We start from the raw sequence: 24,215 nt of genomic DNA on the forward strand, positions 1-24,215 counted from the left end.
TCCCCGCCAGACATTCACGCTCCCCGTCGGCGGACAGAGCCTGCAGTACCAGGGCACGCTCGGACGACCCGGCAGCGGCTGTCGGACTATCACCCGACTGCTGATCGGCGGCGTTACCACGCTGACTGGACGTATCAGGGCAGCGGTGCCCAGGTCGACCGCACCGAGGCGTTGATCTGGCTGCCCCCCAACGGCTTGACCTACCTGTGTCTGTGCGTCGAGGGCACCACCCGCCTCCGGCACCGCAGCGCCGACCTGCTGCTCAAGCCCGCCCGGACCACGCTGTGCTCCACCACGAACCTGTTGGAGGCGCGGCCCTCCGCGCACAACCGACTGCTGACCATCTACATTGACGCCGCGCTCCCCGCAGCTCACAACTCCGACCCCGAACCGAGTTCGATGAGACGGGACACCCGGAACATCAGTGAGCCCTGAAGCCGTGCCAGGACTCCCATAACGCCGCGTACGCCCCGTCGGCCGCTACCAGCTGGTGATGGCTGCCCAGCTCGCTGATCCGGCCATCCTCGACCACCGCGATGACGTCGGCGTCGTACGCCGTGTGCAGCCGGTGCGCGATGGCGATGACAGTGCGGCCTTGCAGAATCCGGGCCAGCGAGCGCTCCAGCCGTCGGGCGGCGCGCGGGTCGAGCAGGGACATCGTCTCGTCGAGCACCAGCGTGTGCGGATCGGCCAGGACCAGCCGGGCCAGGGCGAGTTGCTGGGCCTGGGCCGGGCTGAGCGCCGTGCCCCCGGAGCCGACCTCCGTGTCGAGCCCGTCGGTGAGAGCCGTCGCCCATTTCTCGGCTTCCACCGCGCGCAGCGCCTCCCACAGCTCGCTGTCGGGGGCTTCCGGCCTGGCCAGCCGCAGGTTGTCCCGGAGCGAGCCGACGAAGACGTGGTGCTCCTGGTTGATGAGCACGACGTGCTCGCGAACCCGCTCGGCGAGCATCCGGGCAAGTTCCGCGCCGCCAAGAGTGACCTTGCCGGTGCGCGGGGTGTAGACCCCGGCCAGCAGCCGGCCCAGGGTGGACTTGCCGGCGCCGGAAGGGCCAACGAGGGCGATGCGGGTACCCGGCGCGACCGTGAACGACACGCCGTGCACGACGTCAGTGCCGGCCCGATACCCGAACCGGACCTCGTCGACGTCGATCTCACGGCCGTCGGGACGGACCGTCTCGTCGCCCGCCGCCTCGGCCACCTCGCGCACCCCGACCAGCCGGGCCAGGGAGACCTGCGCGATCTGCAACTCGTCGTTCCAGCGCAGGATCAGGAACACCGGCTCGACCAGCATCTGGGCGTAGAGGGCCCCGGTGGTCAACGCGCCGACGGTGATCTGGTCCCGCAGCACCAGAACGCCGCCGATCATCAGCACCGACGTCAGGATCAGCGTGTGGGTGAGGCTGATCGCCGGGAAGGAGACGGTGCGCAGCCACATCGTGTACCGCTCCCAGGCCAGCCACTCGCGGATCCGGCTGCCGGTCTGCTCCTGGCGGCGGGGGCCGAGGCGATGGGCCTCGACGGTGCGGCCGGCGTCCACCGACTCGGTCAGGGTCGCGGCCACCGACGCGTAGCCGGCGGCCGCCGAGCGGTAGGCCGCGGGGGCACGCCGGTAGTACCAGCGGCAGTCCGCGATCAGCACCGGCGACGCGATCAGCACGGACGCCATCAGCGGCGGGGAGGTCACGGCGAGTGCCCCCAACAGCAGCGTGGCCCAGGCGACCCCAGTCACCAGCTGCGGCACGGCCTCGCGCATGGCGTTGGACAGCCGGTCGATGTCGATGGTGATCCGTGACAGCAGGTCACCGGTGCCGGCCTGCTCGAGCACCGCCGGCGGCAGGGCCACCGAGCGGACGAGGAAGTCGTCGCGCAGGTCGGCCAGCATCCGTTCGCCCAGCACGGCCCCGCGCAGCCGCCGCCACCGCGTGAAGAACGCCTGCGCCGCCAGCGCCACCAGGAACACGACCGCGATCCGCACGGGCTCGATGTCGTGCCGGCCGTCGGACAGGTCCTGGATCATGCCGCCGAGCAGGTACGGCCCGATAAGGGAGGCGAGCACCGCGGCAACGTTCGCGACCAGCAGCACGGCGAACGAGCCCCGATGGCGTTTGAGGAGCTCCCGCACATAGCCGCGGACCGTCGTGGCAGTGCCCACCGGCAGGCTCGTGCCCTGCTGCCGGGCGGCCGGGTCCAACCGCGGCGGGCGTACGCCGATCATGCCGTTCCCTCCATCGCCGAGTCGTCCTCACGGGCGACCACGGCACGATAGTGCGGATTGCCGCGGAGCAGGTCGTGGTGGCGGCCGGTGTCGGACGCCGTTCCCTCGTGCACGAAGACCACCTGGTCGGCACAGTCCAGGACGAGGGGGCTGGCCGTGAACACCACCGTGGTCCGAGAATCGCGGATCTCCTTGAGCCCACGGGCGATCCTGGCCTCGGTGTGGGAGTCGACCGCGGAGGTCGGCTCGTCCAGCACCAGCACCTCCGGGTCGGCCACGAGCGACCGGGCCAGGGCCAGCCGCTGCCGTTCACCGCCGGATAGGGAACGCCCGCGTTCGGTTATCCGCGCCCGCATCGGATCCGACGCCTCCGCCTCCGGCAGGGAGCGCACGAGGGCGGCCAGCACGTCGCCGCACTGGGTCGCGGACAGCGCCGCCTCCGGGGTGACGCGGCCGGAGGACGGCACGTCGAGGAGTTCGGCCAGGGTCCCGGACAGCAGCACCGGGTCCTTGTCCTGGACCAGCACAGCGGCACGCACTGTGGCCAGCGGCAGGGAGTCGAGCGACCGGCCGCCCAACGTCGCCGACGGCGCGTCCCCCATCCCGCCCAAGCGGTCGGCCAGCCGGCCGGCCAGGTCCGGGTCGCCGCAGACCACCGCGGTCAGCAGCCCGGCCGAGGCCCGCAGGCCGGTCCGCGGGTCGTGCAGGTCCCCGGACGGCGCCGGCTGGTCCGGGAGGTCGGGCCCGGCGTCGGCGCGGGACAGGCCCAGCACGAGGGCCGCTCGGTTGGCCGCCGGCCGGGCGGACGACCAGGCCAGCGCGATCTCCTCGAAGCTGCGCAGGGGGACCAGGAGGAAGGTCACCGAGCCGTACACGGCCACCAGCACGCCGACCGGGATCCGCCCGTCGAGCGCGAGCATCGCGCCGTACCAGGCGACACCGACCAGCAGCAGGCCGGGCAGGATCACCTGGATGGCCCCGATCGAGGCCCCTCGGCGGGCGCCGTGGACGGCCGCGGCGCGCACCTCCTGCGAGGCGTCGTGGTAGCGGTCGAGGAACAGTTCCTCGCCGCCGATGCCGCGCAGCACTCGCAGCCCGGCCACGGTGTCGGCGGCCAAGGTCGTGGCCCGGCCGGCTTTCGCCCGCTGGACCGCGACCCGCCGGGCGGCGCCCGGTAGCAGGGGCAGGACGGCGAAAGCGAGCAGCGGAACCGCGACGGCGACCAGCACGCCGAGCGTGGGCTGGTAGATCAGCAGACCGACCGTGATGGCGGCGGTGACCACCAGCGCGGAGGCGAAGCGCCCGATGGACTCCATGAACCAGCCGATCAGACTCACGTCGCTGGTGCCGACCGCCACCACCTCGCCGGCCGCCACCTGCCGGCTGAGGGTGGCCCCGAGCTCGACGGTCTTGTGGGACAACAGCTGGTGGATCCAGGAGGCGGTGGTCTGCCAGATGGTGCCCATGGTGCGGTGCAGGAGGATCTCCCCCGCCGCGGCCAGCACGCCGAACAGCAGCATCAAGCCGCCGGCCACGGCCAGCTCGGTGTAGGAGCGGTCGGCGACCGCCTGCACGGCCAGGCCGGCCATGATCGGAAAGGCCGCGACGGCGGCTAGGTAGACGGTGCCCCACGCGGTCGCGAACAGCTGACGGCGCCAGTGCCGTAGCCCGAGCCAGAGTAGGAAACGGGATCCGGACCGGACATCGGGCACGCCCGGCTCGGAGAACCTCGGGCTGTGCAAGGACGACATGATGGGCTCCATCGGGACAGGGGCTGACTAGCGGGCAGCGACTTCGGCACGCACGGCGTCCAGGCCCGCCAGCCCAGCCAGCGCCGCTTCCGGTGGCACGCCGAAGTCGATGAGGCACGCGATCTCGTCGACCCCGAGGTCGCGGAAATCGCGGGCCACCGAGGCGACCTGGTCCACCGTGCCGATGAGACCACAACCGCCGCGGAGGTACTTCTCGTACGCCGGCTGCACCGCGAGGCGGGCTATCTTCTCCTGCCGGGCGTCCTTGTCCACGTTCTCGGCCCGCAACAGGTTCATCGCGCTCATCAGGTAGTTCTCCAGCGGCCGGCGCACCAGGCTCTCGACCTCCGCGGCGTTCTCGCCGACGTAGGCGTGCAGCATGAGGGCGACATGCCCCGAACCGGGAAATCCACCGGATTCGTACGCCTCGCGGTATTCCCGGACCCGGGCCGCCAGGTCTTCGGGGCTCTGCGTGGCGAGATGGGTCAGCACGCCCAACCCGAGGCCGCCCGCGGTGATGAAGGTCTCGGAGCTTCCCCCGGTCGAGAGCCAGAGTGGAATCTCGCCTTGCCTTTCACCCCATATGCGTCTGAGCGTGCCCACGCCCTCAACGGTGTTCCGCAGGCGGTCGTCGTATCCGTTCGGATTGAGGACGAAGTCGCCACGGTTCCAGCCGGACGCGAGCGAGACGCCGGCCCGCCCGCGCGAGAGACTGTTGATCGTCCACCAGTCTTCGGCGATCTGCTCGACCCGATGCAGCGGGGCGACCACGCTTCCGGCCCGGATGGCGATGCGGTCGGTCACCGCCGCCACCGCCGCGCCGGTGACCGCCGGGTTCGGGTAGTTCCCGCCGAATCGGTGGAAGTGGCGCTCAGGAGTCCACACCGCGGCGAAGCCGTGGGCGTCGGCGAAGCGCGCCCCCTCTAGCAGCAGGTGGTAGCGGTCGGCCGACTGCGCGACCGACTCGTCCGCGAAGTAGAAGAGACTGAGGTCCAACGCTGCCACTTCCCTCTGGCCGGCAAACTTCAGAAGCTCATCCGCGCCATGAGCTTGACGGGGACTTCCTGGGCGTCATGCACTATCAATCTCTCCCGGATGTGATCGTTGCGGAGCCGCCAGAGAACATTGCGTGGCGACCGCGAGGGCGGCCAGCCGTCCGGGTCCACCACTCCCCATTCGCCGAGGGTTTTGAGGAAGAACGGATCCGCGGCGACCCAGTGCCCGTTCACGTCGACTTCCAGCCAGACGTGCGCCACCAGGAAGGGGGATCCCACGAAGTATCCCGAGGCCTGCCGCGCCGCCAACCCGTGCTGGATCGCCAGGCCGGCCAGATGGGTGTTGGCCGACCGGCAGTCGGCCAGGCCGGTCTCATGGAGGAATCCGGGATCTTCCGCCAACTCCGGGATGATCCGGTGAAAACGCAGGTTCTCGGCCTCCTGCACCAGCAGCGGAAAGGGATGCCCGATGACGCGGTCGCTGTTGGACAGCTCCACCTCGATGCTGGCCCTCCAGGTAGCCGCCTCGAGTCCGGCCGCGGCGGCCACCTGGTCACGGATCCTCGGGCTGACGGAGAAGACGCAATCCCCTTCGTGCCCTGGATCCGGGCACGACCAGGACAGCTGTATGCCGCACGTGGCCTTGGCCAGGCGATCGGGATCCTTGAAGGATCTGGCCCACAGCAGCATGGCCGTGCGACTTGCCGACGGAAGCCGCAGGTCCAGGCCGATGTTCTCGAGGTCGAGGGGATCGAACGCGAGGCGCCGGCCACGTCCTTGACGGGGTAGCCCCAGGTCGAGGAAGGCCTCGATCAGCCCGTCGTCCATGCCGTAGACATTCAGCGCGTCGTCGCGTGACGCCGAATAGGTCCGACACCACTCGGGCACCATCAGAACACGCCCGATGGCGTCCCGTTGCGCCTGTCCAGGATCAGTCATTCCGGACGACCCCTCGCGATTTCGGCCATGGTTTCGGCCAGGCGATCACCGGCCGCGTCGACGTCGAGTCGACACACGACTTCGTCCACGTCGAGCGCGTACAGCTCTCGAATGTCATGCTGGACATCCGGCACGCCGGCCAGGATCGCCACCCTCCCCGGCTCGTGCCCGTCGGCGGCGAACTCGTGCCGTATGCCCCGCACTCGCGCCGCGAGCTGATCGAGAGCAAGACCTTCGTCCCTGACGAGGATCCCGGCGTTCAACTCGACTGCGAGGTCAAGCCCGGGTGCGCCCTCCGTGTACGGCAACCAGAGCGCAACTCGCGACTGGTACGGCTTGGGGTAGGTTTGGACAAGCTGTTCCTCACCACCGAGCCCGACCCTTCGGATCTCTTTCCCGGCCCAGAGGTGCCGGACAGTTCGATGGTGATCCCTGGGATTCTTCGAGAAGAGCTCCAGCCGACCGCTCGACAGGTTGTCCACAACCGACCAGTCCTCGACCGCACGCAGGGAGTCGTATTCCGACTCGTCGAGGAATTGCGCGCACACCCTTATGGCGTCGGTGCTGACGGCGACGGACGCGGCCATGAGCGCGGGATTCGCCCGCACTCCACCGGGGCTGTCGTCCTCAAGGAGCCAGATCGAGTCGAATCCCCGTTCCTCGGCGGCGCGAGCGGCCTCTACTATCCGCCGCCGACCGGCCGCGTCCACGCTGCCAGTCGCGGACCAGGAGAGAAACAGTCCCATGGCCGGTTTCGATCGGACGGCGTGCACCATCTCGTCCCCCTCCGCAGCAGGTCAATCGTCGGCGAGCTCGGTGCTCACGGTTTCCCAGAAGTGCGCGGTGGCCCCGTCGAGCCGTTCGAAACGCTCGTCGATCCGCTGGGCCAGGGACGCCGAGAGAGTCGCCTCGAACTTCAACCCCTGGAGGCCGAGGACATGCCAATCCTCGGCCAGCGCCCGGCACTGGCCGAGCAGTGCGTCGCCGGCGCCGGCGCGAACCAAGGAACGATCGAGGAGCCTGAGGACCGGGATCACACAGAGGACGTTCACGTTGTCGAAGAGACGCCGCGCCGCGTGCTTGGCGGTGTCCCTCGAACCCGCGAAAGCCGCTCCGCACAGAGACCTGTATTCGTTGACCACGTTGTGGAACTCGGGGATCCGCCGAAACTTCCGAGCCTGGCTCACCAAGCTCCGCGCCGCCGCGTTGTCGTCGTCGAGCGGTTCACGAACCCTCTCCAGAACGTGGAAGGAGCCCATGTGATCCAGCGACTTCGACGGGATCCGATCCAGGATCGCGGCCTCGAACGCGGCGCTGGGCAGCCATGAGACGCAGGCGAACCGGACCCGGTCATCCACGAGCGAGTCGAACACCTTGACCCACCTCAGATCCGCGGACAGCTCCAGGGCGACGAGGGCGTGCATGAACCGCGGATGGGCGGTGTAGACGTCGGCGTAGGGCAGGTGCGAGGAATTGACCCAGACCACGACACCGAGGTGGTCGGCCAGCAGGGTGCGAAGTTGGCCGGCCCAGTCGCCCGGATCGATCGCGTCGGTCCGGACCTCGCAGCCCTGGGCCGTCAGCCCGCGGTGGACGACTTCCTCGACGCCGAACACGATTTCCGGGCACGATCGCTCATCAGGACCGGCTCGCAGGAGGTAACCCTCCCCCAGTTCCATGATGGACGCTTCATCGAGGCACCGGCCGTGCAGATCGGCCAGCCGCACGAAACTCCCGGACAGGCAGTTCACCGCTTCCGGCGGGAGCCGTTCGACGATGGCCGACTTCGCGACCTCGGTGTCAGGTCGCATGGACCGCACTTGAGCTTTCGGCCAGCGCGGTCGAGATGAGAGCGCACAGACGCTCGGGGTCGTGCCCCTCGGTGCGCGCCAGCAGCGCCAGCAGCAGCCGCTCGATTCCGAAGGCGACACACGCGGAGTGCATCGCCGGGCCGCCGTTCGGACCGATGCCGAAGACCGTGGTGAACAGATCCCGATGCAGATTCCGCGAGCCGACCGCCAGCTCGTCGCCGGCCCACGGAATGAGCACCTCTCGCTTGACGCCACGGGCGAGCTGGACCCGGCGCGTCACCTCCGAGCGCTCGCCGTAGAAGACGTCACTGGCCTTCTTGACCGACACGTCATCGTGCAGCCGGCCGAGGAAGGCCACGGCCTGCTCGAACATCGACTCGCCCCGGCTGACCACGAGGTCGGCATCGCCGATCAACACGAACTCGCGCATGGTGAAACTGGCCAGCCGGGTCGATTCCGCGGAGGGCTCGAACCGGTGGCAGACGCCGCGTGCGGTGAAGCAGCGGAGGTCCCAGCGCTCGTCGATGCCCGACAGGTGCCCGAAGGTGTGGTAGCAGGTGGAAGGGCTGAGCACCCAGGCGCTCGGCCCCGGAGACTGGTCCGCGGCGATCTCATGAGGCACTGCGTGCAGCGGGATCGACGGGAGTTTGTCGAAGAACCCGATCGATTCGAGCGCTTCCCGCTCCAGCAGCGTGGTGCACGAATGAGCGGTGGGCCGGTACTCCTCGCGGAACAGGGCGACCAGGGCGCCGTCCAGCGCCTCGAAGGCGTCGAACAGCGGACCGTGGAATCGGTAGCCGATCAGCCCGGTTCCGTTCTCGACGAGTGAGAGCAGGCGCAGGTCGCGCAACTCGTCGATCATGGCGTCGGGCCGCGGCCCGGCCGGTGTCGGCGAGGTGGGCACGCGCACTTCACCGCCTTTCTCCGGATGACGTCAGCGAATGCGATGAGGCCGAGGTCCTCAGTGGACAACTCGTCCGCGAGGGCTCGAGCCATCGGGTCAGGGCGACACGGCCAAGCTGACGCTCGGTCAACACGGCCGTCACCACCAGCGCCATCGCATCGCCCCCCTGAGCCATGGCCGAAATCTAGGCGCATTATTTTCCGTCGTCAAGTATTGATTTCCTGGTAGAAGGCCACCTACGCTCACCGTGCTCATCGGCCGCCGACGCTCTCACCGAGAACCACACGCCCCTGCTGTTCGGGGCCCGCAACGCCTCTGGCCACCGAGTGCCGCGTCCACGCCGTCCGCCGCGACGAGGACGACCACACGCGGCAGTGCCGGGTACGGCGCTGCCGCTCAACGACGGCACGGCCGGCGATGAGCGGAACGGCCGGAGCGGCACTCGTCGAGGGCACGTCACTGGGGGGTATATGTCGACGAACTTGTTGCTGGAACAGATGGAGACCTGCCGCACCGCCATTCTGAGCGCAGTGGGTCGCGCGGATCGCGTTGAAGCGGAACGGAAAGCCTTCGATTCCCTCGTGCGTTCTCACCCGGCGGGCGGACCGGAGAATCCGGGTTCTCGAACTCGTTGGCATCTCGGATCCTCGACGCTGACCGACGACACGGGAGCCGTTCTCGGCTATACCGTGTCCCTGGCCTGGGTGACGGCGGGCGTCGTGACCAATGCGGTGGTGTACGTCTCGACGACCGGAGTGGTGCACAGCACGTCACTGAGCACCAGGTCGGTTCCGCGCCACGAGGAAGAGGCGGAATCCGGCCCAGCGAAGAGCAAGTGGGCTCAGAACGTGAATTGGTCGGCGCCTGCCGACGAACGGCTGGACGCGGTCAAGGAGGCGTTGGCCGATTCCGGCTACCGCATGATCCCGACCGGGTCGGAAGTTCTGGCCCTGCTCGACGTGGCCGAGGGCCGATCGGCCGGCTTCCTGGGCCTGGTGGCCGATCCGGCGGCGAGGATGGCCGCATCGCTGCTGATCTCCGAGGCGCACGGCCAGGTCAGCGACTGGTCGGGCCGATATCCAGCCCTGGGCGACGACACGCTCGTGGCCGGCTCCCATTTCACGCACTATCACCGTTTCGCCCGGCTCCTGGCCGGCGCCGATCGGGCGGCGGCGACCGACGCGCAGGAGGTGTCGCGCCATGCGTGAACGCGCGGTCACGTTCTCCACGCTGGGACTCGAAGGAAGGCTCGGAAACCAGCTGTGGCAGATAGCCGCGGTGATCGGCCGCTCGCTGGAACGCGGCCTGCCGATACGACTGCCACCATGGGCGTACGCCGACGCCTTCAGCCTTCCGAGCTCATGGTTCGCACTGCCGGGGCAGGACGATGTCGAGGTCTACGATCTCGTGGACTATCTGGTGCCGGCCAACAAGTTCGTGATGCAGGACATCCGACTGTGGTGGCGGTTCGAGCAGCAGGTCAGGGAGTATCTGACGCCGGCCAAGCATGTCCTGGATGAGGTCGACGCCCTCTACGGCGACGTTCTCGAACGGGGCGACGTGACGGCCGTCCACGTCCGGCGCGGCGACTACCTCCACTACCCGCACGTCTACCCCCTGCCCACGGCCGACTACTACCGCACGGCGATCGAACGGTTCGGATCGTCGAACATCATCGTCTTCACCGACGACCCGGAGTGGGTGTCGAGCAACCTGACCTTCCTCGAAGGCGCGCGGATGACCTGCTGGCCCGCCGCCTTCCTCGATCTCGCGTGCATGACCCGGTGCAGCCGGCTCGTCATCGCCAACTCGTCGTTCTCCTGGTGGGGAGCCTTCCTCTCCGGCTCGACCGAGATCGTCCGCCCGCGCTACTGGTACACGCCCGAGATACACGCCCGGGACCCCGCCCTGGTCTGGCTGGTCCCGGACCACTGGACGCCGGGTGACTGACATGACCAAGAAGGCACTGATCACCGGCATCACCGGACAGGACGGCTCGTATCTGGCGGAACTGCTGCTGGACAAGGGATACGAGGTGCACGGGCTGGTCAGGCGGGCCTCCACCTCCACCCTCGAGCGCGTGGCCCACCTGACCGGAAACCCCGGACTGCGGCTACACCACGGAGATCTCACCGAGGGCTCCCGGCTCACCGCCCTGCTGCACCGGATCCAGCCCGACGAGGTCTACCACCTCGCCGCCCAGACCGATGTGCGGGCCAGCTTCGACCAGCCCGAGTTCACCGGCGACGTCACCGGCATGGGGACGACTCGCATCTTGGAGGCGATCCGGCTGATCGGTCTGGACAGCCGGGTTTATCAGGCGTCCAGCTCGGAGATGTTCGGCGCCTCGCCGCCGCCGCAGAGCGAGCGAACCCCCTTCTGGCCCCGCAGCCCCTACGGCGCGGCGAAGACCTACGCGTACTGGGTGGCCAGGAACTACCGGGAGGCCCACGGTTTGTTCGTCGCCAACGGCATCATGTTCAACCACGAGTCGCCGCGGCGGGGCAAGGAATTCGTCACCCGCAAGATCACGCACGCGGTCGCGCAGATCAAGGCCGGCCACGACCGGAAGCTCTACCTGGGCAACCTCGACGCCGTGCGGGACTGGGGATACGCGAAAGAGTACGTCGAGGCGATGTGGCTCATGCTGCAGGCCGAGGAGCCGAGCGACTACGTCGTCGCCACCGGAACCGCTTACACCGTCAGGGAATTCGCGGAGCAGGCCTTCGGCCACGTCGGGCTGGAGTGGCAGCGGTACGTCCGGTTCGACGACCGCCACCTGCGTCCCACCGAGGTCGACTCGTTGATCGGCGACGCATCGAAGGCCGCCGTCGAACTCGGCTGGAAACCGAAGACGCGAATGCCGGAGCTGGCGTCGCTCATGGTCGATGAGGACCTCAGAGCGGTGATCGCGCAGCGTGCGGAGTGAACGGACGGACAGGCAAGCCGACACCGGCGGAGGAATGATCGGCGTGAGCACGGAGAAACTGGATACGCGACTGGAAGACATCGTGCGCGAGCACTGTCCCGATCTCGAACCCCACGTCGCCCTTGATCCAGACGACAACCTCGCGGACCTGGGCCTGAACTCGGTGGGCACGATCGGCATCCTCGTCGCCGTGGAGGAGGCTTTCAGCGTCTCCCTGTCCGACGAGGACATGTCGTTCGAAACCTTCAGCAGCGTCAGCAGCCTGCGGCGCACGGTCCTGAAGTACCTCACGTAGTCCTGTCGCCGCGGGGGAGCGCATGAAAGTCCTGACCAAGCACCGCATTTCCTTCTCGAACCGCAACGCCGGCGTCCAGCAGCTGGGCTGGGCCCAGGGCGAGATGCTCAGCTACATCCACAGCCGCGGCGACGAGCCGCTGTTGTACATCACCAAGTTCGCCGCGCTGGAGGACGGCGCGGTCGACGTCCGCGGGGTGCTCGAGGGCATTCGCCTGACCTTCGAGGACAACGACGCCCTGCGGACCCGCTACGTGCTGTGCGAAGGGCAGTGGCGCCAGGAGATCATGGGCAGCGGCGAGATCATCGTGACCGAGGTGTCCTCCCCCTCGCCCCGGCCCGATCTGGACGAGGTCGCGACCCTGCTGGGGCGCCTGTCCCCCGAGCCCGGCGAAATCCCGGTGCGGGCGGCGATGGTGACCTTCGAAGGTCGGCCCGTTTACGTGTACCTGGCCGTGCACCACGCTTCCGTGGACAACATGGGCGCGGGGATCGCGTGTGAGGAACTCCGCCGCCGGATTCTCGGCCTGGCCACCCTGACGGCGTCGTCGTGGCAGCCGCACGACATCGCCGAGTTCGAGGCGAGCCCGGCCGGGCGGGCGCTGGCGGAGCGGTCCGACCGGTACCACCGGGTCAAGATCCGGGAGCTGGCCGACTTCGACGCGCCGCCGGCCGATCGGACCACCACCGCGATGCGGGAGTACCAGCTCCGGTCGCCGGCTGTGGTGGTGGCGGCGCAGCAGATCTCCCGGAGCCTGAACGTGAGTGCGTTCACCGTCACGCTGGCGGCCTACTGCCTCGCCCTGTCCGCGAGGCTGTCGATGGACCGCTTCCCCCTCGCACTGACCAGCGGGAACAGGTTCAGCCCGAAACTCCGGATGTCCATTGCGAAACTCGCGCAGTCCTCGAGTATCTCGGTGGACCTCACGTCGTCGACGTTCGAGGATTTCTGTCGGCAGACGAACAACGCCACGCTTCTGGCCTATCGCCACGCGGTGTACGACCCGGATCTCAGGGCGGAGCTGTTCCGCGAGGCGGGGGCGGAGCGTGGGAAGGACGTGTTCTTCCCGTATCTCGCCAACTTCCACGTGACCACCGTGCTTGAGGACCTCGACCCGGAATCGCGGCGCGACCGGCAGCGTCAGGTCGAGGCCAACCTCGACGTCCGACCCGAGGAACTGAGAAAGCTGCTGGCCCAAGGGGTCTCCGGCGCCACCCCGTCAGACGAAATTCGCTTCTCCGATCTCTCACTGGACATCTACGAGTTCTCCGAGCAGGCTGACATGCGGCTGACCACCGACCTGGCGTTCTTCTCCGATGCCGTCCTGCGGAGCCTGCTGCTGACCACCGAGCGGCTCCTGGTCGAGGTGGCCTGCGGCAACGGGAAGGCCGATATGCGAGGGCTACTCGATTTCTGTCCCACGTTCTGAGAACCGCCGCGCCCAGGCGCGGTTCCGTCCCGCGACCGGGCGACGCCGGTCGTGACCACGAAGGGGGCACCTGAATGACTGCCGACCAGGGCGCTCGCGCTCGTCCGGCGAGCGAGGTGATATTTCCGTTGGCCGGCCGACGGGTCTGGGTCGCCGGACATCGGGGAATGGTGGGGTCGGCGCTCGTGCGGCGGCTCGCCGACAGCAACGTGGAGCTGGTCACCATGAGCCGGGACGAGCTCGACCTGCGCGACAGCGAGGCGACGCTGCGGTGGGTGCGGGACGTCGCGCCGGAGATGGTCTTCATCGCGGCCGGCCGGGTCGGCGGGATCGACGCGAACTCCCGTTTCCCCGCGGATTTCATCGCCGACAACCTGGCCATCAACACGTCGATCATCTCCGCGGCGGTCCGGACCGGCGTGCCGAAGCTGATGGTGCTGGGCTCCTCCTGCATCTACCCCAAGCACGCGGCGCAGCCGATGCGCGAGGACTCGCTGCTCACCGGCGCGATCGAGCCGACGAACGTCTGGTACGCGATCGCGAAGATCTCCGCGCTGAAGCTGGCCGAGGCCTACCGCCGCCAGCACGGCCACGACTTCATCTCGGCCATGCCGACGAACCTGTTCGGGCCCAACGACAACTTCGACGAGGGGCGCGGGCACGTCATCCCGGCGCTGATGTCGAAGGCGCGGCACGCCGTCGAGTCCGGGGCCGACTCGCTCGAGGTCTGGGGCTCCGGTGCCCCGCTGCGCGAGTTCCTGCACGTGGACGACTGCGCCGATGCGTTGGTGCACCTCGCGGAGCGCTACTCCGACGCCGAGACGATCAACGTCGGGAGCGGGTCCGAGGTCTCGATTCGGGAGCTCACCGAGAAGATCTGCGCGATCAGCGGATTCGAGGGCGAACTGCGTTTCGACGCCACGCGTCCGGACGGCGCGCCGCGCAAACTGGTCGACTCCAGCCGGATCAGGGCATCGGGCTGGTCGCCTCGGGTCGGGTTGGACGAGGGGCTCCGTACCACCTACCAGTGGTTCCTGGAGGCTCGGCGAGGGCTGGTCGAGCATGTCTGACGGCTGGATCCGGCAGGTGTCGCCGATGATCGGCGACGAGGAAGCCCTTGCCGTGCAACAGGTCGTGGCGTCGGGCTGGATCACCGAGGGCCCCGAGTCCAGAGCGTTCGTGGCGGAGCTGAAGGAGTGCGTCGGCTCCCGGTTCGCGGTCCTCGCGCCGAACGGAACCCTGGCCCTGGCGTTGGGATTGCTGGCGCTCGACATCGGCCCGGGCGACGAGGTGCTGGTGCCGGACATGACGTTCGTCGGCTCCGCCTCGGCGGTGGTGCTGACCGGCGCCAAGCCGGTGTTCGTCGACGTCGAGCCCGTGACGTTCCAGATCGACATGGCGGACGCCGAACGGCGGCTGACGCCGGCCACGAAGGCCGTCATGCCCGTGCACCTCTACGGCACGGCGTGCGACATGGCCGCCGTGTCGGCGTTCGCCGACCGGCACGGGCTGCAGGTCATCGAGGACGCCGCCCAGAGCATGGGCGTGCGCTTCCGGGGTCAGCACGTCGGCACTTTCGGCGATGTGGGCTGCTTCTCCTTCTTCGCCGACAAGACGATCACCACTGGCGAGGGTGGCTTCGTCACGTGTCAGGACGAGGGCGTCTACGAGCGGCTACGCCTGCTGCGCAACCAGGGCCGCATGAACAGCGGGACGTTCATCCACCCCAGCGTGGGCTTCAACCTCCGCATCACCGACATGCAGGCCGCGCTTGGCCGCGTGCAGCTGCGCAAGCTGGGGTTGATCATCGAGCGGAAGCTGGAACTCCTTGCTGCGTACCGCGAAGCCCTCAGCGGCGTTCGCGGCGTCCGAGTCCTGGGTGCGGCGGAAGGGGCCAACCACGTCCCGTTCCGCTGCGCGATCGTCGTGGACGACGCGGCGGCGTTCATCGAGCACCTGTCGTCGCACCAGATCGAGCCGAGGACGTTCTTCTACCCGCTGCACCTCCAGCCCGCGTTCGCGTCGTTGCGCGGCCCCGACGATCACGGCTTCCCGAACGCCGTGGCCGGCTACGAGGGCGGCATCTGCCTCCCACTCCACAGTGCGCTCACGGTCGACGACGTGTCGCGAATCGCGAGGGCCATCCGCGATCACCAGGAGGCTGCGCGGGAAATAGGGACGCCCTGAGGTCTGCCTGCCGACCGTCTGTCGATGCCGTCAAGGTTCCGTGAAACGAGGAAACGTGGATGCCCGATTTTCTGACCTCATCAAGTCGGTGGCCGAGCTGCCGGATTCCTTCACCGTGCTCCCGGAGCACGACCTCAAGGCCGACCTGGACATCGACTCGCTGCGGCTGATCGACGTCCTGCTCGCGGTGGAGGACGAGTTCGGCGTCGAGCTCGAGGAGGACGCGCTGGCGAGGATCGAGACCGCCGGCGATCTGTACGTCGAGATCGAGAAGGTAGCCGCGGCGTGAGTGGTCCGCTACCCGCCGAGGTGGGCACGACGCTGACCTTCTCACTCGCGTCCGTCGACCTGCACACCGGCGGGATACCGGCGGACTTCGCCGAAGTCGTCCTGTCCAAGGGCGACCGGTTCCGTGACGACTTCACCCGCGTGTGCCTCTACCTCGCGCGGAACAACATCACCGGCGGCACGGACGGTGCGCGGGCCACGGTCGTGGTGGGCACCGAGTACGGCAACCTCGACGCGATGCTGCGCTTGCAGCGTGCGGCACTCGCGGGCGAGCGGCGCATCTCCGCGCAGCAGTTTCCGTATGCCACGACCAGTTCGGCGGCGGTGTACGTCAACATCGAGCATGGCGTCACCGGCGGGAACATCACGCTGAACGCCGGACCGTTGACACCGGTCGTGGCCCTGTTGCAGGGGGCGCTGCACGTCAACGCCGACGATGACGCGGTCGCGTACGTGCTCGTCGGCGACACCTACTGTTCTGAGGCGCTCGACGATGTCCGAAAGAAGGCGGGCGATCGCACCGTCACCCCCGGCGTCCTGTGGACGGAACTGCGCAGCGGCGCCGACTACGAGGCCGTTTTCGAGTTCACCCCGGCCCTCGGGCCCGCGGCCGCCGACGAGTGGAACGGCGCGCTGACCGCTCACCGGTTCCTGGCGGCGGCCGGCGCGCTCGAACGTGGAGACACCGAGACGCTGGCGTTGTCCTCCGGCGAGCGTGCCGCGTCGGTGACCGTCAGGCGGCTGACGTGACCGCCGCCGTCCGCAAGCTCGACCCGGACCTGGAGCTTTTCCGCCACCACTTCCCGGGTTTCGGGGTCGTGCCTGGCGTGGTGCTGCTTGCCGAGTATCTAGGTGCGGCCGGCCGATCCGGCGCCGTGTCGCTCAGCAACGTGCGCTTCTCCCGGTTCGTGCCCGGTGGCGCGGAGTTCCGGTTCGACACCAGCGGCGCCGATATCACCGTCGCCGCGGACGACCAGGTGTGCTGCCGGTTCACCGACGGCCCACCCGCGCCGATCGAGATCGAACGCTGCGAGCGGGACCTGCCTCTGGTCGAGGTCGCGCCGCTGCGCGCGCCAGCGGTCTGGTTCCTGCCCGAGCAGATCGGGCTGGCTGACCGGGTGGCGCGCTGCGAGGTCGACCTCGCAGCGGTCGCCGCGCGGTTCCCGTATCTGCGCGACCTCACGCACTGGCCGTTGTTCGTGCTGGTGGAGTGCATCGGCAACCTGGCTCTCGCGCTCGCGGGCGCCACCGGCCGATATGTGTTCGCCCAGTTCGAGAACGTCACCCACCGCCTGGGGGACATCCACGCGGGCACGGTGACCGTCGAGGCGAGGTTGCGGCGCAGCGGATCGATCCTCGTCTGGGAGGGCAGCGCACGCAACGGCGACGACGTGATCCTCGGGCTGCGCCGAGGAGTGTCGACCTTGTTGGAGGAGAGATGACGAAGGTCTTCGTCACCGGTCTGGGAGCGATCACGCCGATCGGTGTCGGCACGGAACAGCTGTGGTCGGCGTTGTGCTCGCGGCGCACGCACTTCTCGAACATCGACGCGGTCTATTCCGCGATGAAACCGGGGTACGCGGCTGGACTACTGTCCGAAGTGGACCGTAGCCGGGTCGTCCGCGACGTGCGCGACGCGACGGGGCGGAGCCTCGCCGACTCGTCGACGTACGCGGCGCACGCGGCGCTACAGGCGGTGCGGGAGGCCGGGCTGACCCCCGGCGATGAGGACTTGCGGGACGCATTGGTGTGCGTCGCCAACAACGAGGCCGAAGCCGACCTGCTCGACGAGCTGGTCGAGGGCCGGGACGACCGGTGGCGCGGGGCCGTCTACTCCAGCCATGCGATCGCGGACAATGTGGCGCGCGCGATCGGTTCCACGGGCCCGGCCTTCACCGTCCACAACACCTGCGCGTCCGCGAACGTGGCGCTGGAGTTCGCCCTGCGGATGATGCGCACGGGCGCGGTGCGCACCGCGGTCGTCGGCGGCGGCGACGCCTTCTCCAAGAAGGTGTGGACGGGGTTCTACACGCTGAACACGCTCGGACCCGAGCATTGCCGGCCATTCTCCGTACGCCGCAAGCATATCACCATCGCCGAGGGCGCGGCGTTCCTCGTGCTGCGGGCCGCCGACGCCCCGCTCCCCGGTTCCTGCGCCGAGTTGGTCGCGGCGGTGAGCAACAACGACGCGGTCCACCCCACCAACCCCGACCCCGGCGGTGTGCTGGCCTGCCACGAGCGCGCGCTCGCGCAGGCCGGCCTGACCGCGGACCAGGTCGACGGGATCTTCGCGCACGGCACGGGAACACAGGCCAACGACGCGGTCGAGGCCGGCATCTTCACCACCCGGTTCCCGGACGCGAGCGTCACGGCGATCAAGGGCACCATCGGGCACCTCATGGCGAGTGCGGGGGCGGTGGGCGCAGTCGCGTCCTGCCTCGCGCTGCGCCACCAGAAGATGCCACCGACCATCATCGAGCGGGACGAGTACCAGTTCGGCTTCGACCTGGTCCTGGAGGCGGGCGGTCGTGAGCGGCGCCTGACCCACGTCCAGAACAACGCGTTCGGCTTCGGCGGCAACAACGGCATCTCCGTCTTCCGGGCGGTGAGCTGAATGATGGTCCTGGGCATCAGCGGACTGCCGAACGCGCAGAGGTATCTGGCCAGGAGCGGCCCGGATCCGCTGGACGAACGGATCTGCCAGGGACTCGACAGCGCGGCCGCGCTGGTCGTGGACGGCGTGGTCGTCGCGGCGGCCGCGGAGGAGCGGTTCTCCGGGGTGAAGGGCACGGGCGCGCTGCCGGTCAACGCGATCGACTACGTGCTGCGAGAAGCGGGTGTCAGCCGTGACGACGTCGACGCGATCGCCCACGGGTTCGACTACGACGGGTTCCGCCGGGTCTTCGCACGGCAGCAGGACTATTTCGCCGAGGTGCTGTCCGGGCGCACCGTGATCGACGCACTCACCGAGGCGGGCTGGCGGGACGTGGAGCGCCGGTTCCGTCCGGTGACCCACCACGTGGCGCACGCGGCGTCGGCGTATCTGCCGAGCGGGTTCGGCTCGGCGCTGTGCGTGGTCTCCGACGGCATGGGCGAGACCGAGGCCCTGTCCGTCTACCGAGCGCGGGACGGTCGCCTGGACAAGGTGCACAGCCAGCCGATCTCCGACTCGCTCGGGCTGCTCTACTCGATCTGCACCCGGTTCCTCGGCTTCCAGTTCAACTCCGACGAGTACAAGGTCATGGGACTCGCCGCCTACGGCGACCCGGCCCGCAACCGCTCGGTGTTCGACAAGCTCGTCTCCTTCGACCCCGAAAGCGGCGGGGTCAGGGTGAACTGGCCGCGCGGATCCCTCGCCGACGCCGAGCTGGGCTACCCACACGCACGGGCGTTCCTCGCGGAGGGTGCCGGGTTCACGCCGAGGGTGCCGGATGGTCAGGTCCACCCGGAGGAGGCGGACTTCGCCGCCGCACTGCAGGCGAAGCTGACCGGGGTACTGGCCGACCTCGTGGCGCACTGGATGGAGAAGACCGGCGAACGCGACCTGTGCCTCGCCGGCGGCACGTTCCTGAACTGCAAGTCGAACCAGATCCTGTGCGACCTGCCCGGCGTGGATCGGGTCTTCGTGCAACCGGCTGCGGGCGACGACGGCAGCGCGCTCGGCGCCGCGCTGCACGTGGCAGGCTCCTACGCAGGATCCGTGCCATTCAACCCGTACACCGGGCCGAGTTACGCGGCCGACGAGGTCGGAGCGGAACTGGAACGGCGTGCCGACGAGCTCGGTCTCGCGTGGCGGCAAGTCGGGCTCACAGAGGAGTACTTCGCGCTGGCCGCAGAGGACATCGCGGCGGACCGGGTCATCGCCTGGTTCCACGACCGCATGGAGTGGGGGCCGCGTGCGCTGGGCAACCGCTCGATCCTTGCGCTGCCCAAGGGCGACCGGATCAAGGAGCGCATCAACGGCCTGATCAAGTTCCGCGAGCCGTTCCGGCCGTTCGCCCCGGCGGTGTTCGACGCCGACTGCGCCACCCTCTTCGAGACACCGGCGAAGGATCCTGTCAGGTACATGCTGTGCACCGCACGGGTGCGCGAGGAACACCGGGAGTCGGTCGCCGGGATAGTGCACGCCGACGGGACGGCTCGCATCCAGCTCGTGCGGCGTGACCTGAACGAAAAGTTCTGGACGCTGCTGTCGGAGGTCAAGCAGCGCACCGGCGTCGGATGTGTCGTCAACACCTCGTTCAACGTCAAGGGCCAGCCGCTGATCATGGCACCGGGCACCGCACTCGACACCTTCACCGCCACATCGCTGAGCAGGCTGTACATCGAGGGATTCGTGGTATGGAAGAAGTCGCAGTCGTCGTGAACGCCCTCCTCGCTGCCGCCCGCAAGGTACCGGCCGACGCGGCGCCGGCGGAGATCGCCGTCGGCTCTATGGACCAGATGCGGTTCCTGGTCGGCATCGAGGACCGGCTCGACGTCTTTCTCGACGACGCCGAGCCGGTGTCGTTCGACCTCAGTTCCCGCGAGGCGCGCGTGCGCAGCGTCGAGAGCATGCGCGTGCGGAACGAGAGTGCGACGTGGTCGAGCAGCTGCGCGGTGACCGGACGCTGATCGCCGCCACGGACCCAGACGGGTTGATCAGCTACTGCTTCGCGGGACCGTTGGACACGGCCTACGAGGTGCTGGATCGAACACTGGTGCGGCTGCTCTCCGACGAGGAGACGGTGGAGCACTCATGCGCGACGCTGATCGATCGGACCGTGCTGGAGCGCATCGACTTCTTCGACAAGCTGCCGAGCATTCCCTTCCACGCGCCCCCAGTTGGCCTTCGACGTGTTACAGCTGCGCGTGCCGAAAGCTCCATCCCCACAGGTCAGGCGGACGTGTGCATCCATCGCGGCGACTCTACAGAGCCAGCGCGGCTACAGACTCAACCGCCGTGCAAATCAGGGGCCTCCTACAGCTGCTACACCCAGTTGGGGAGCAGCGCGGGGAGCAAATGGGGAGCAGACACGCGCGCTGGACAGTCCTGAACTGCATTCAACGGCTCTAAACAAACCCGCGCCGACCTGTAGAAGTTGCATTTCTGTCGGTTCCGCCTGAATGATGGTTCTGGCACGCTTTCCGTGATGGACCCGCGGTGACCGGCCACGGGCGACGTGTGGGGTGCCAAAAGTCAGTCACCGGCTCTGACCAGTAGATTCACGCGGCCCGTTCGTACTCGTTGATCAGGCCTCCGAGAAGCCGTCGTCGCTTGATCCGCTGGGAGTTGAGGTCTGCCACGGGGTGGGTCGGACAGGGTGGCCGGAGCTCGCGTGCCCGGTGCGGCCGTCGGCCGTTGTAGTGCTGGACGTACTCAGCGAGCGCGGTGTCCAGATGCCGCTTGCTCAGGATCAGCATGCGGTCGGTGAGCTCGGTTCTGGTGGTGAGTACGAACCGTTCCACGTAGCAGTTCGCCCGTGGGCAACGCGGCGGGATCTTGACCGTCGTGATGCCGACGTCGGTCAGGACGGCATCGAAGGAGGCCGCGAACTGGCCTGCCCGGTCGCGGACGAGAAGCCGGAACTCGTCGACTCGGTTACCGAGGTCCATCGCGAGGTTGCGGATCTGCTGCGTGGTCCACGCGCCGTCTGGATTGGTCGTCGTGCCGAGGACGTGGACGTACCGGCTGGCGACCTCCAGCACGAAGAACACGTGGATCCGCTTCAGGGTGAGCGCGCAGTCGACGTGAAAGAAGTCGCAGGCCAGCATCGTCGAGGCCTGTGTGCGGAGGAACTGCCGCCAGATCGTGTCGGTGTGCCGGTCCGGTGCCGGAGGTATGCGTGCTCGTTTCAGGATCCGCCGGATGGTCGAGGCGGCGACGCGGTGTCCGAGCTTGAGTAGCTCACCTTGAATCCTCTTGTAGCCCCAGCTGCGGTTGTCCGTGGCCATCCGTTCGACCAGCCCGGTGATCGCGTCGTCAACGGGTGGACGTCCGTGCCGGTGTGGGTAGGTCCATTTTGCGGCGACCAGGCGTCGATGCCAGCGCAGGATGGTGCCTGGGGTGACCAAGCGGTGTAGCCGTAGGCCCATGGGCAGCAGGCGGACCAGCGCGGCGATCACAGCGCGGTCAGCCCAATCCACGCCAGGTCTCCGATTGCCTCTGCACAGCACGGTGACTTCGTGGCGTAGCACCAGCAACTCGACGTCCTTGGACGCCGACGAGCGGCCAAGTAACACCAGCAAGCCCGCGAGCCTGAGGAAGCTCAGGTAAAGCAAGCGCAGCGCCATGGCTGGCGATCATGCCTTGTCCGTCACGTGCTCATTGCCGCAGGTCGGATGCGCGGGCCGACTTCTGGAACCCCGCACGGTACCGGCCGCACTCCCACCGCACCGCCAGCACGTAACTCCGGGCAGCTATCGCCAAGCTGTTGACTGGCTGTCGTCGTGCTGTTGGTCGGCGTGTTGCGGGCGCGGCAGGACGTACTCTGCGCCCAGAGGACGTCGAATCCGGCAGGAGCGCGTAAATGATTTGGTGGTCGGTCGGATTGGCGTGCGGTGCTGCGTGTTGTCAAGCCGTTGCGGCGTATTGGCAACACCGTGCGGTCCGCGCTGGGCAGAGCTCCGGCTTACTCACCGGCCGCGCGCTGATGCGAACCTTGACCGACCGGTGGTGGCTGCTTGGCTTACTCATGATGGCGGCTGGGGCCGCGATGCACATTGCTGCGCTCGCCACGGCGCCACTGGTCGTCATCCAGCCCGTGGGCATCCTCGCCCTCATCCTGGTCGCGCTGCCCGGGCGGCGCAGTCCTCGCATGCCATTCCTGACGATCGCGTTGACGAGCCTGGCCGTCGGGCTTTTCGTCGTAATCGCAGCCAGTACGAGCACCCAGACCACCATCCCTACCAGCGCAGTGCTCAGCGCGGTATGGATTGGGGCGATCGCGGTCGCGGTTCTGTTGGCATTGGGTCTTGCCACGACGGGCCGTCGACGGTGCGCGCTCTTCGGAACCGGCGCCGGAGTGCTCTTCGGCACGGTGTCTGCGGTGATCCGCGCGATGCTCCAGCACATCAGTTCGTCCGGTCTGGACCTGGTGACACTCATGTTCGCTGCCACCATCGTGATCGCGCTGCTCGGCGCCGCCTGGCTGATCAATCAGGCGCATGCCAATGGACCGGCTGCGGCGGTCGTTGCGACTTTGACCATTGTGGATCCCTTGGTGGCGGCTGGAATCGGCTTGTTCGTCTATCATGAGTCGACCAACAACAGCGTGGGCGTCATGATTGCGCAGGCAGGTTGCGCGGTAGCCGCGGTGGTTGGGGCGCTCGTACTGGCCAGGCGCCTACCCGAGCTGGCGGCCATCGACGACGGTCAGCCCACTGAGGAACACAGCTTGCAGTTGACGTGAGGCCTCAGTTTGCCTTAACCCTCTTCTCTTTCCTGCGCGTCTTGGTGGTTGTTGGGGGTCTTCGTCCCCAGGGTGTAAGGGCTGGTCTGAGAGGGCGGTTCGGGGCAAACCCATTCGCTGTCAGGACATGTCCATACTCGGTCGTGAACAGCGCGGACCTGTGCGTGCCGAGAACTGTGTCCGTGCAGGTCAACGGGTATGCACGGGTGGCTAGTCAACGTCCGGCACGATCCGGCTCATGCTCGTCCGCTTCGCCTACCTCGCCGTCTCCCACGCCTTCGCCGCGCTACGGCTCTTGCGCATGACCGACCGTGAGAAGGACGTCGAGATCCTTGCCCTGCGCCATCAACTCGCGGTCTTAAAGAGACAACTCGGCGATCAGCGGCCGCGCTTGGGGCCCGAGGACCGCGCGTTGCTCGCGCGCCCCTGGCCCGTCCGATGCTGCGCCGACTCCAACTGCTAGTTGTACTGCCCGGGGAGGTTGTGAACAGGCGGACACGTGAACCGATGATCTTAGAATGAGGGAGGGCCTTCCGGTTCGGTGTGGATTGCGACGTCTGCACCGACGACCGAAAGGCCCTCATGCCCCACCGTAACGCCCCGCTGTCCGAGACCGGCAGACTGCGCCTGGCCCGGTGCGTCGTGCACGACGGTTGGCCGCTGCGTCGGGCCGCCGAGCGGTTCCAGGTCTCGGTCTGCACAGCGAAACGCTGGGCCGACCGCTACCGCGAGCTGGGCGTGGCCGGCATGGCCGACCGGTCCAGCCGGCCCCGCACCAGCCCGCACCGCACCCCGACCCGTGTCGCATCGCCTACCTGCTCGACCTGACCCCGTCCACCGTCCACCGGATTCTGACCCGCTACGGCCTTGGCCCGCATGACCCACCTGGACCGCCTGACCCACCTGGACCGGGCGACCGGCCGGCCGGTCCGCCGCTACGAACACGACGCGCCCCGGCGACCTGGTCCACGTCGACATCAAGAAGTTGGGCAACATCCCTGACGGCGGCGGCCATCGGGTCCACGGCCGTACCGTCGGCGGCCGCAACAGCAGCGCCCACCGCGATCCCACGCGTCCCCGT

The 24,215-nt window shown here is 68.4% G+C and carries 25 protein-coding genes and 1 pseudogene; 18 read left to right on the top strand and 8 right to left on the bottom strand.

Annotation, left to right across the window (positions count from 1 at the left end; all coding sequences use genetic code 11):
- Positions 1–171: 171 nt before the first annotated feature.
- Positions 172–435: a hypothetical protein gene (locus BCF44_RS39725; protein ID WP_116179651.1), complete on the top strand. Its 264-nt coding sequence runs from the start codon at positions 172–174 to the stop codon at positions 433–435.
- Here BCF44_RS39725 and BCF44_RS39730 read toward each other — a convergent pair.
- From BCF44_RS39730 to BCF44_RS39760, 7 genes are read right to left on the bottom strand one after another with little or no spacing between them, the layout of a single operon-like run.
- Positions 422–2,215 (bottom strand): ABC transporter ATP-binding protein, encoded by a 1,794-nt coding sequence (locus tag BCF44_RS39730; protein ID WP_116179652.1) that lies wholly within the window; start codon positions 2,213–2,215, stop codon positions 422–424. The two genes, BCF44_RS39725 and BCF44_RS39730, sit on opposite strands and share 14 nt — an antisense overlap.
- Complete coding sequence (locus BCF44_RS39735; RefSeq protein ID WP_116179701.1) at positions 2,212–3,966, bottom strand: ABC transporter transmembrane domain-containing protein; 1,755 nt, start codon at positions 3,964–3,966, stop codon at positions 2,212–2,214. The genes BCF44_RS39730 and BCF44_RS39735 overlap by 4 nt, the downstream gene beginning before the upstream one ends.
- A 27-nt stretch (positions 3,967–3,993) precedes the next feature.
- The gene (locus tag BCF44_RS39740) at positions 3,994–4,962 is read right to left on the bottom strand and encodes a MupA/Atu3671 family FMN-dependent luciferase-like monooxygenase (RefSeq protein WP_116179702.1); all 969 of its coding nucleotides are present in this window, start codon (positions 4,960–4,962) and stop codon (positions 3,994–3,996) included.
- 29 nt (positions 4,963–4,991) lie between these two features.
- The gene (locus BCF44_RS39745) at positions 4,992–5,900 is read right to left on the bottom strand and encodes a transglutaminase domain-containing protein (RefSeq protein ID WP_147328801.1); all 909 of its coding nucleotides are present in this window, start codon (positions 5,898–5,900) and stop codon (positions 4,992–4,994) included.
- Positions 5,897–6,676, bottom strand: a complete 780-nt coding sequence (locus tag BCF44_RS39750) for an LLM class flavin-dependent oxidoreductase (protein ID WP_116179654.1) — start codon at positions 6,674–6,676, stop codon at positions 5,897–5,899. Before BCF44_RS39750 ends, BCF44_RS39745 begins: the two co-directional genes overlap by 4 nt.
- 21 nt (positions 6,677–6,697) lie before the next feature.
- A complete protein-coding gene (locus tag BCF44_RS39755; RefSeq protein ID WP_147328802.1) occupies positions 6,698–7,711 on the bottom strand; it encodes a hypothetical protein in 1,014 nt (337 codons plus the stop codon).
- Positions 7,701–8,621: a class-II aminoacyl-tRNA synthetase family protein gene (locus tag BCF44_RS39760; RefSeq protein ID WP_116179656.1), complete on the bottom strand. Its 921-nt coding sequence runs from the start codon at positions 8,619–8,621 to the stop codon at positions 7,701–7,703. The genes BCF44_RS39755 and BCF44_RS39760 overlap by 11 nt, the downstream gene beginning before the upstream one ends.
- Positions 8,622–9,085: 464 nt before the next feature.
- Between BCF44_RS39760 and BCF44_RS39765 the strand changes: the two genes are divergently transcribed.
- From BCF44_RS39765 to BCF44_RS39830, 14 genes are all read left to right on the top strand, one after another.
- Entirely contained in the window at positions 9,086–9,823 is a 738-nt protein-coding gene (locus BCF44_RS39765) for an FIG domain-containing protein (protein ID WP_147328803.1), read from the top strand.
- Entirely contained in the window at positions 9,816–10,565 is a 750-nt protein-coding gene (locus tag BCF44_RS39770; protein WP_116179658.1) for an alpha-1,2-fucosyltransferase, read from the top strand. The genes BCF44_RS39765 and BCF44_RS39770 overlap by 8 nt, the downstream gene beginning before the upstream one ends.
- 1 nt (position 10,566) lies before the next feature.
- Complete coding sequence (gene gmd, locus BCF44_RS39775) at positions 10,567–11,544, top strand: GDP-mannose 4,6-dehydratase (RefSeq protein ID WP_116179659.1); 978 nt, start codon at positions 10,567–10,569, stop codon at positions 11,542–11,544.
- 43 nt (positions 11,545–11,587) lie between these two features.
- Positions 11,588–11,839, top strand: coding sequence for a phosphopantetheine-binding protein (locus BCF44_RS39780; RefSeq protein ID WP_170217990.1), 252 nt, complete (start codon positions 11,588–11,590; stop codon positions 11,837–11,839).
- Positions 11,840–11,861: 22 nt separating this feature from the next.
- Positions 11,862–13,268, top strand: a complete 1,407-nt coding sequence (locus tag BCF44_RS39785) for a condensation domain-containing protein (protein WP_116179661.1) — start codon at positions 11,862–11,864, stop codon at positions 13,266–13,268.
- A 74-nt stretch (positions 13,269–13,342) separates the two neighbouring features.
- Positions 13,343–14,338, top strand: coding sequence for a GDP-L-fucose synthase family protein (locus BCF44_RS39790; protein ID WP_116179662.1), 996 nt, complete (start codon positions 13,343–13,345; stop codon positions 14,336–14,338).
- Entirely contained in the window at positions 14,331–15,455 is a 1,125-nt protein-coding gene (locus BCF44_RS39795) for a DegT/DnrJ/EryC1/StrS family aminotransferase (RefSeq protein ID WP_116179663.1), read from the top strand. Before BCF44_RS39790 ends, BCF44_RS39795 begins: the two co-directional genes overlap by 8 nt.
- 40 nt (positions 15,456–15,495) lie before the next feature.
- Positions 15,496–15,744 (top strand): acyl carrier protein, encoded by a 249-nt coding sequence (locus BCF44_RS39800; RefSeq protein WP_170217991.1) that lies wholly within the window; start codon positions 15,496–15,498, stop codon positions 15,742–15,744.
- Positions 15,741–16,493 (top strand): hypothetical protein, encoded by a 753-nt coding sequence (locus tag BCF44_RS39805; protein ID WP_147328804.1) that lies wholly within the window; start codon positions 15,741–15,743, stop codon positions 16,491–16,493. Before BCF44_RS39800 ends, BCF44_RS39805 begins: the two co-directional genes overlap by 4 nt.
- Positions 16,490–17,185: a hypothetical protein gene (locus tag BCF44_RS39810; protein ID WP_116179666.1), complete on the top strand. Its 696-nt coding sequence runs from the start codon at positions 16,490–16,492 to the stop codon at positions 17,183–17,185. The genes BCF44_RS39805 and BCF44_RS39810 overlap by 4 nt, the downstream gene beginning before the upstream one ends.
- On the top strand, positions 17,182–18,357 hold the full coding sequence (locus BCF44_RS39815) for a beta-ketoacyl synthase N-terminal-like domain-containing protein (protein WP_116179667.1): 1,176 nt from the start codon (positions 17,182–17,184) through the stop codon (positions 18,355–18,357). The genes BCF44_RS39810 and BCF44_RS39815 overlap by 4 nt, the downstream gene beginning before the upstream one ends.
- Entirely contained in the window at positions 18,358–20,109 is a 1,752-nt protein-coding gene (locus BCF44_RS39820; protein WP_116179668.1) for a carbamoyltransferase family protein, read from the top strand. It begins immediately after the preceding gene.
- On the top strand, positions 20,085–20,357 hold the full coding sequence (locus tag BCF44_RS39825) for a hypothetical protein (protein WP_147328805.1): 273 nt from the start codon (positions 20,085–20,087) through the stop codon (positions 20,355–20,357). The genes BCF44_RS39820 and BCF44_RS39825 overlap by 25 nt, the downstream gene beginning before the upstream one ends.
- A complete protein-coding gene (locus tag BCF44_RS39830) occupies positions 20,324–20,779 on the top strand; it encodes a hypothetical protein (protein ID WP_116179670.1) in 456 nt (151 codons plus the stop codon). Before BCF44_RS39825 ends, BCF44_RS39830 begins: the two co-directional genes overlap by 34 nt.
- A 169-nt stretch (positions 20,780–20,948) precedes the next feature.
- On the opposite strand, the gene BCF44_RS58050 is transcribed toward BCF44_RS39830, so the two are convergent.
- Positions 20,949–22,016 (bottom strand): integrase core domain-containing protein, encoded by a 1,068-nt coding sequence (locus BCF44_RS58050; RefSeq protein WP_116179671.1) that lies wholly within the window; start codon positions 22,014–22,016, stop codon positions 20,949–20,951.
- 368 nt (positions 22,017–22,384) lie between these two features.
- On the opposite strand from BCF44_RS58050, the gene BCF44_RS39840 reads away from it, so the two are divergent.
- The 3 genes and pseudogenes from BCF44_RS39840 to BCF44_RS39850 all read left to right on the top strand — a co-directional run.
- Positions 22,385–23,134 (top strand): hypothetical protein, encoded by a 750-nt coding sequence (locus BCF44_RS39840; RefSeq protein ID WP_147328806.1) that lies wholly within the window; start codon positions 22,385–22,387, stop codon positions 23,132–23,134.
- 238 nt (positions 23,135–23,372) lie between these two features.
- Positions 23,373–23,597 (top strand): hypothetical protein, encoded by a 225-nt coding sequence (locus tag BCF44_RS39845; RefSeq protein WP_116179673.1) that lies wholly within the window; start codon positions 23,373–23,375, stop codon positions 23,595–23,597.
- Between the two features lie 119 nt (positions 23,598–23,716).
- Positions 23,717–24,215: pseudogene (locus BCF44_RS39850) on the top strand (helix-turn-helix domain-containing protein); the annotation flags it as partial.

Source organism: Kutzneria buriramensis (assembly GCF_003387475.1).
Taxonomy (GTDB): Bacteria; Actinomycetota; Actinomycetes; order Mycobacteriales; family Pseudonocardiaceae; genus Kutzneria; species Kutzneria buriramensis.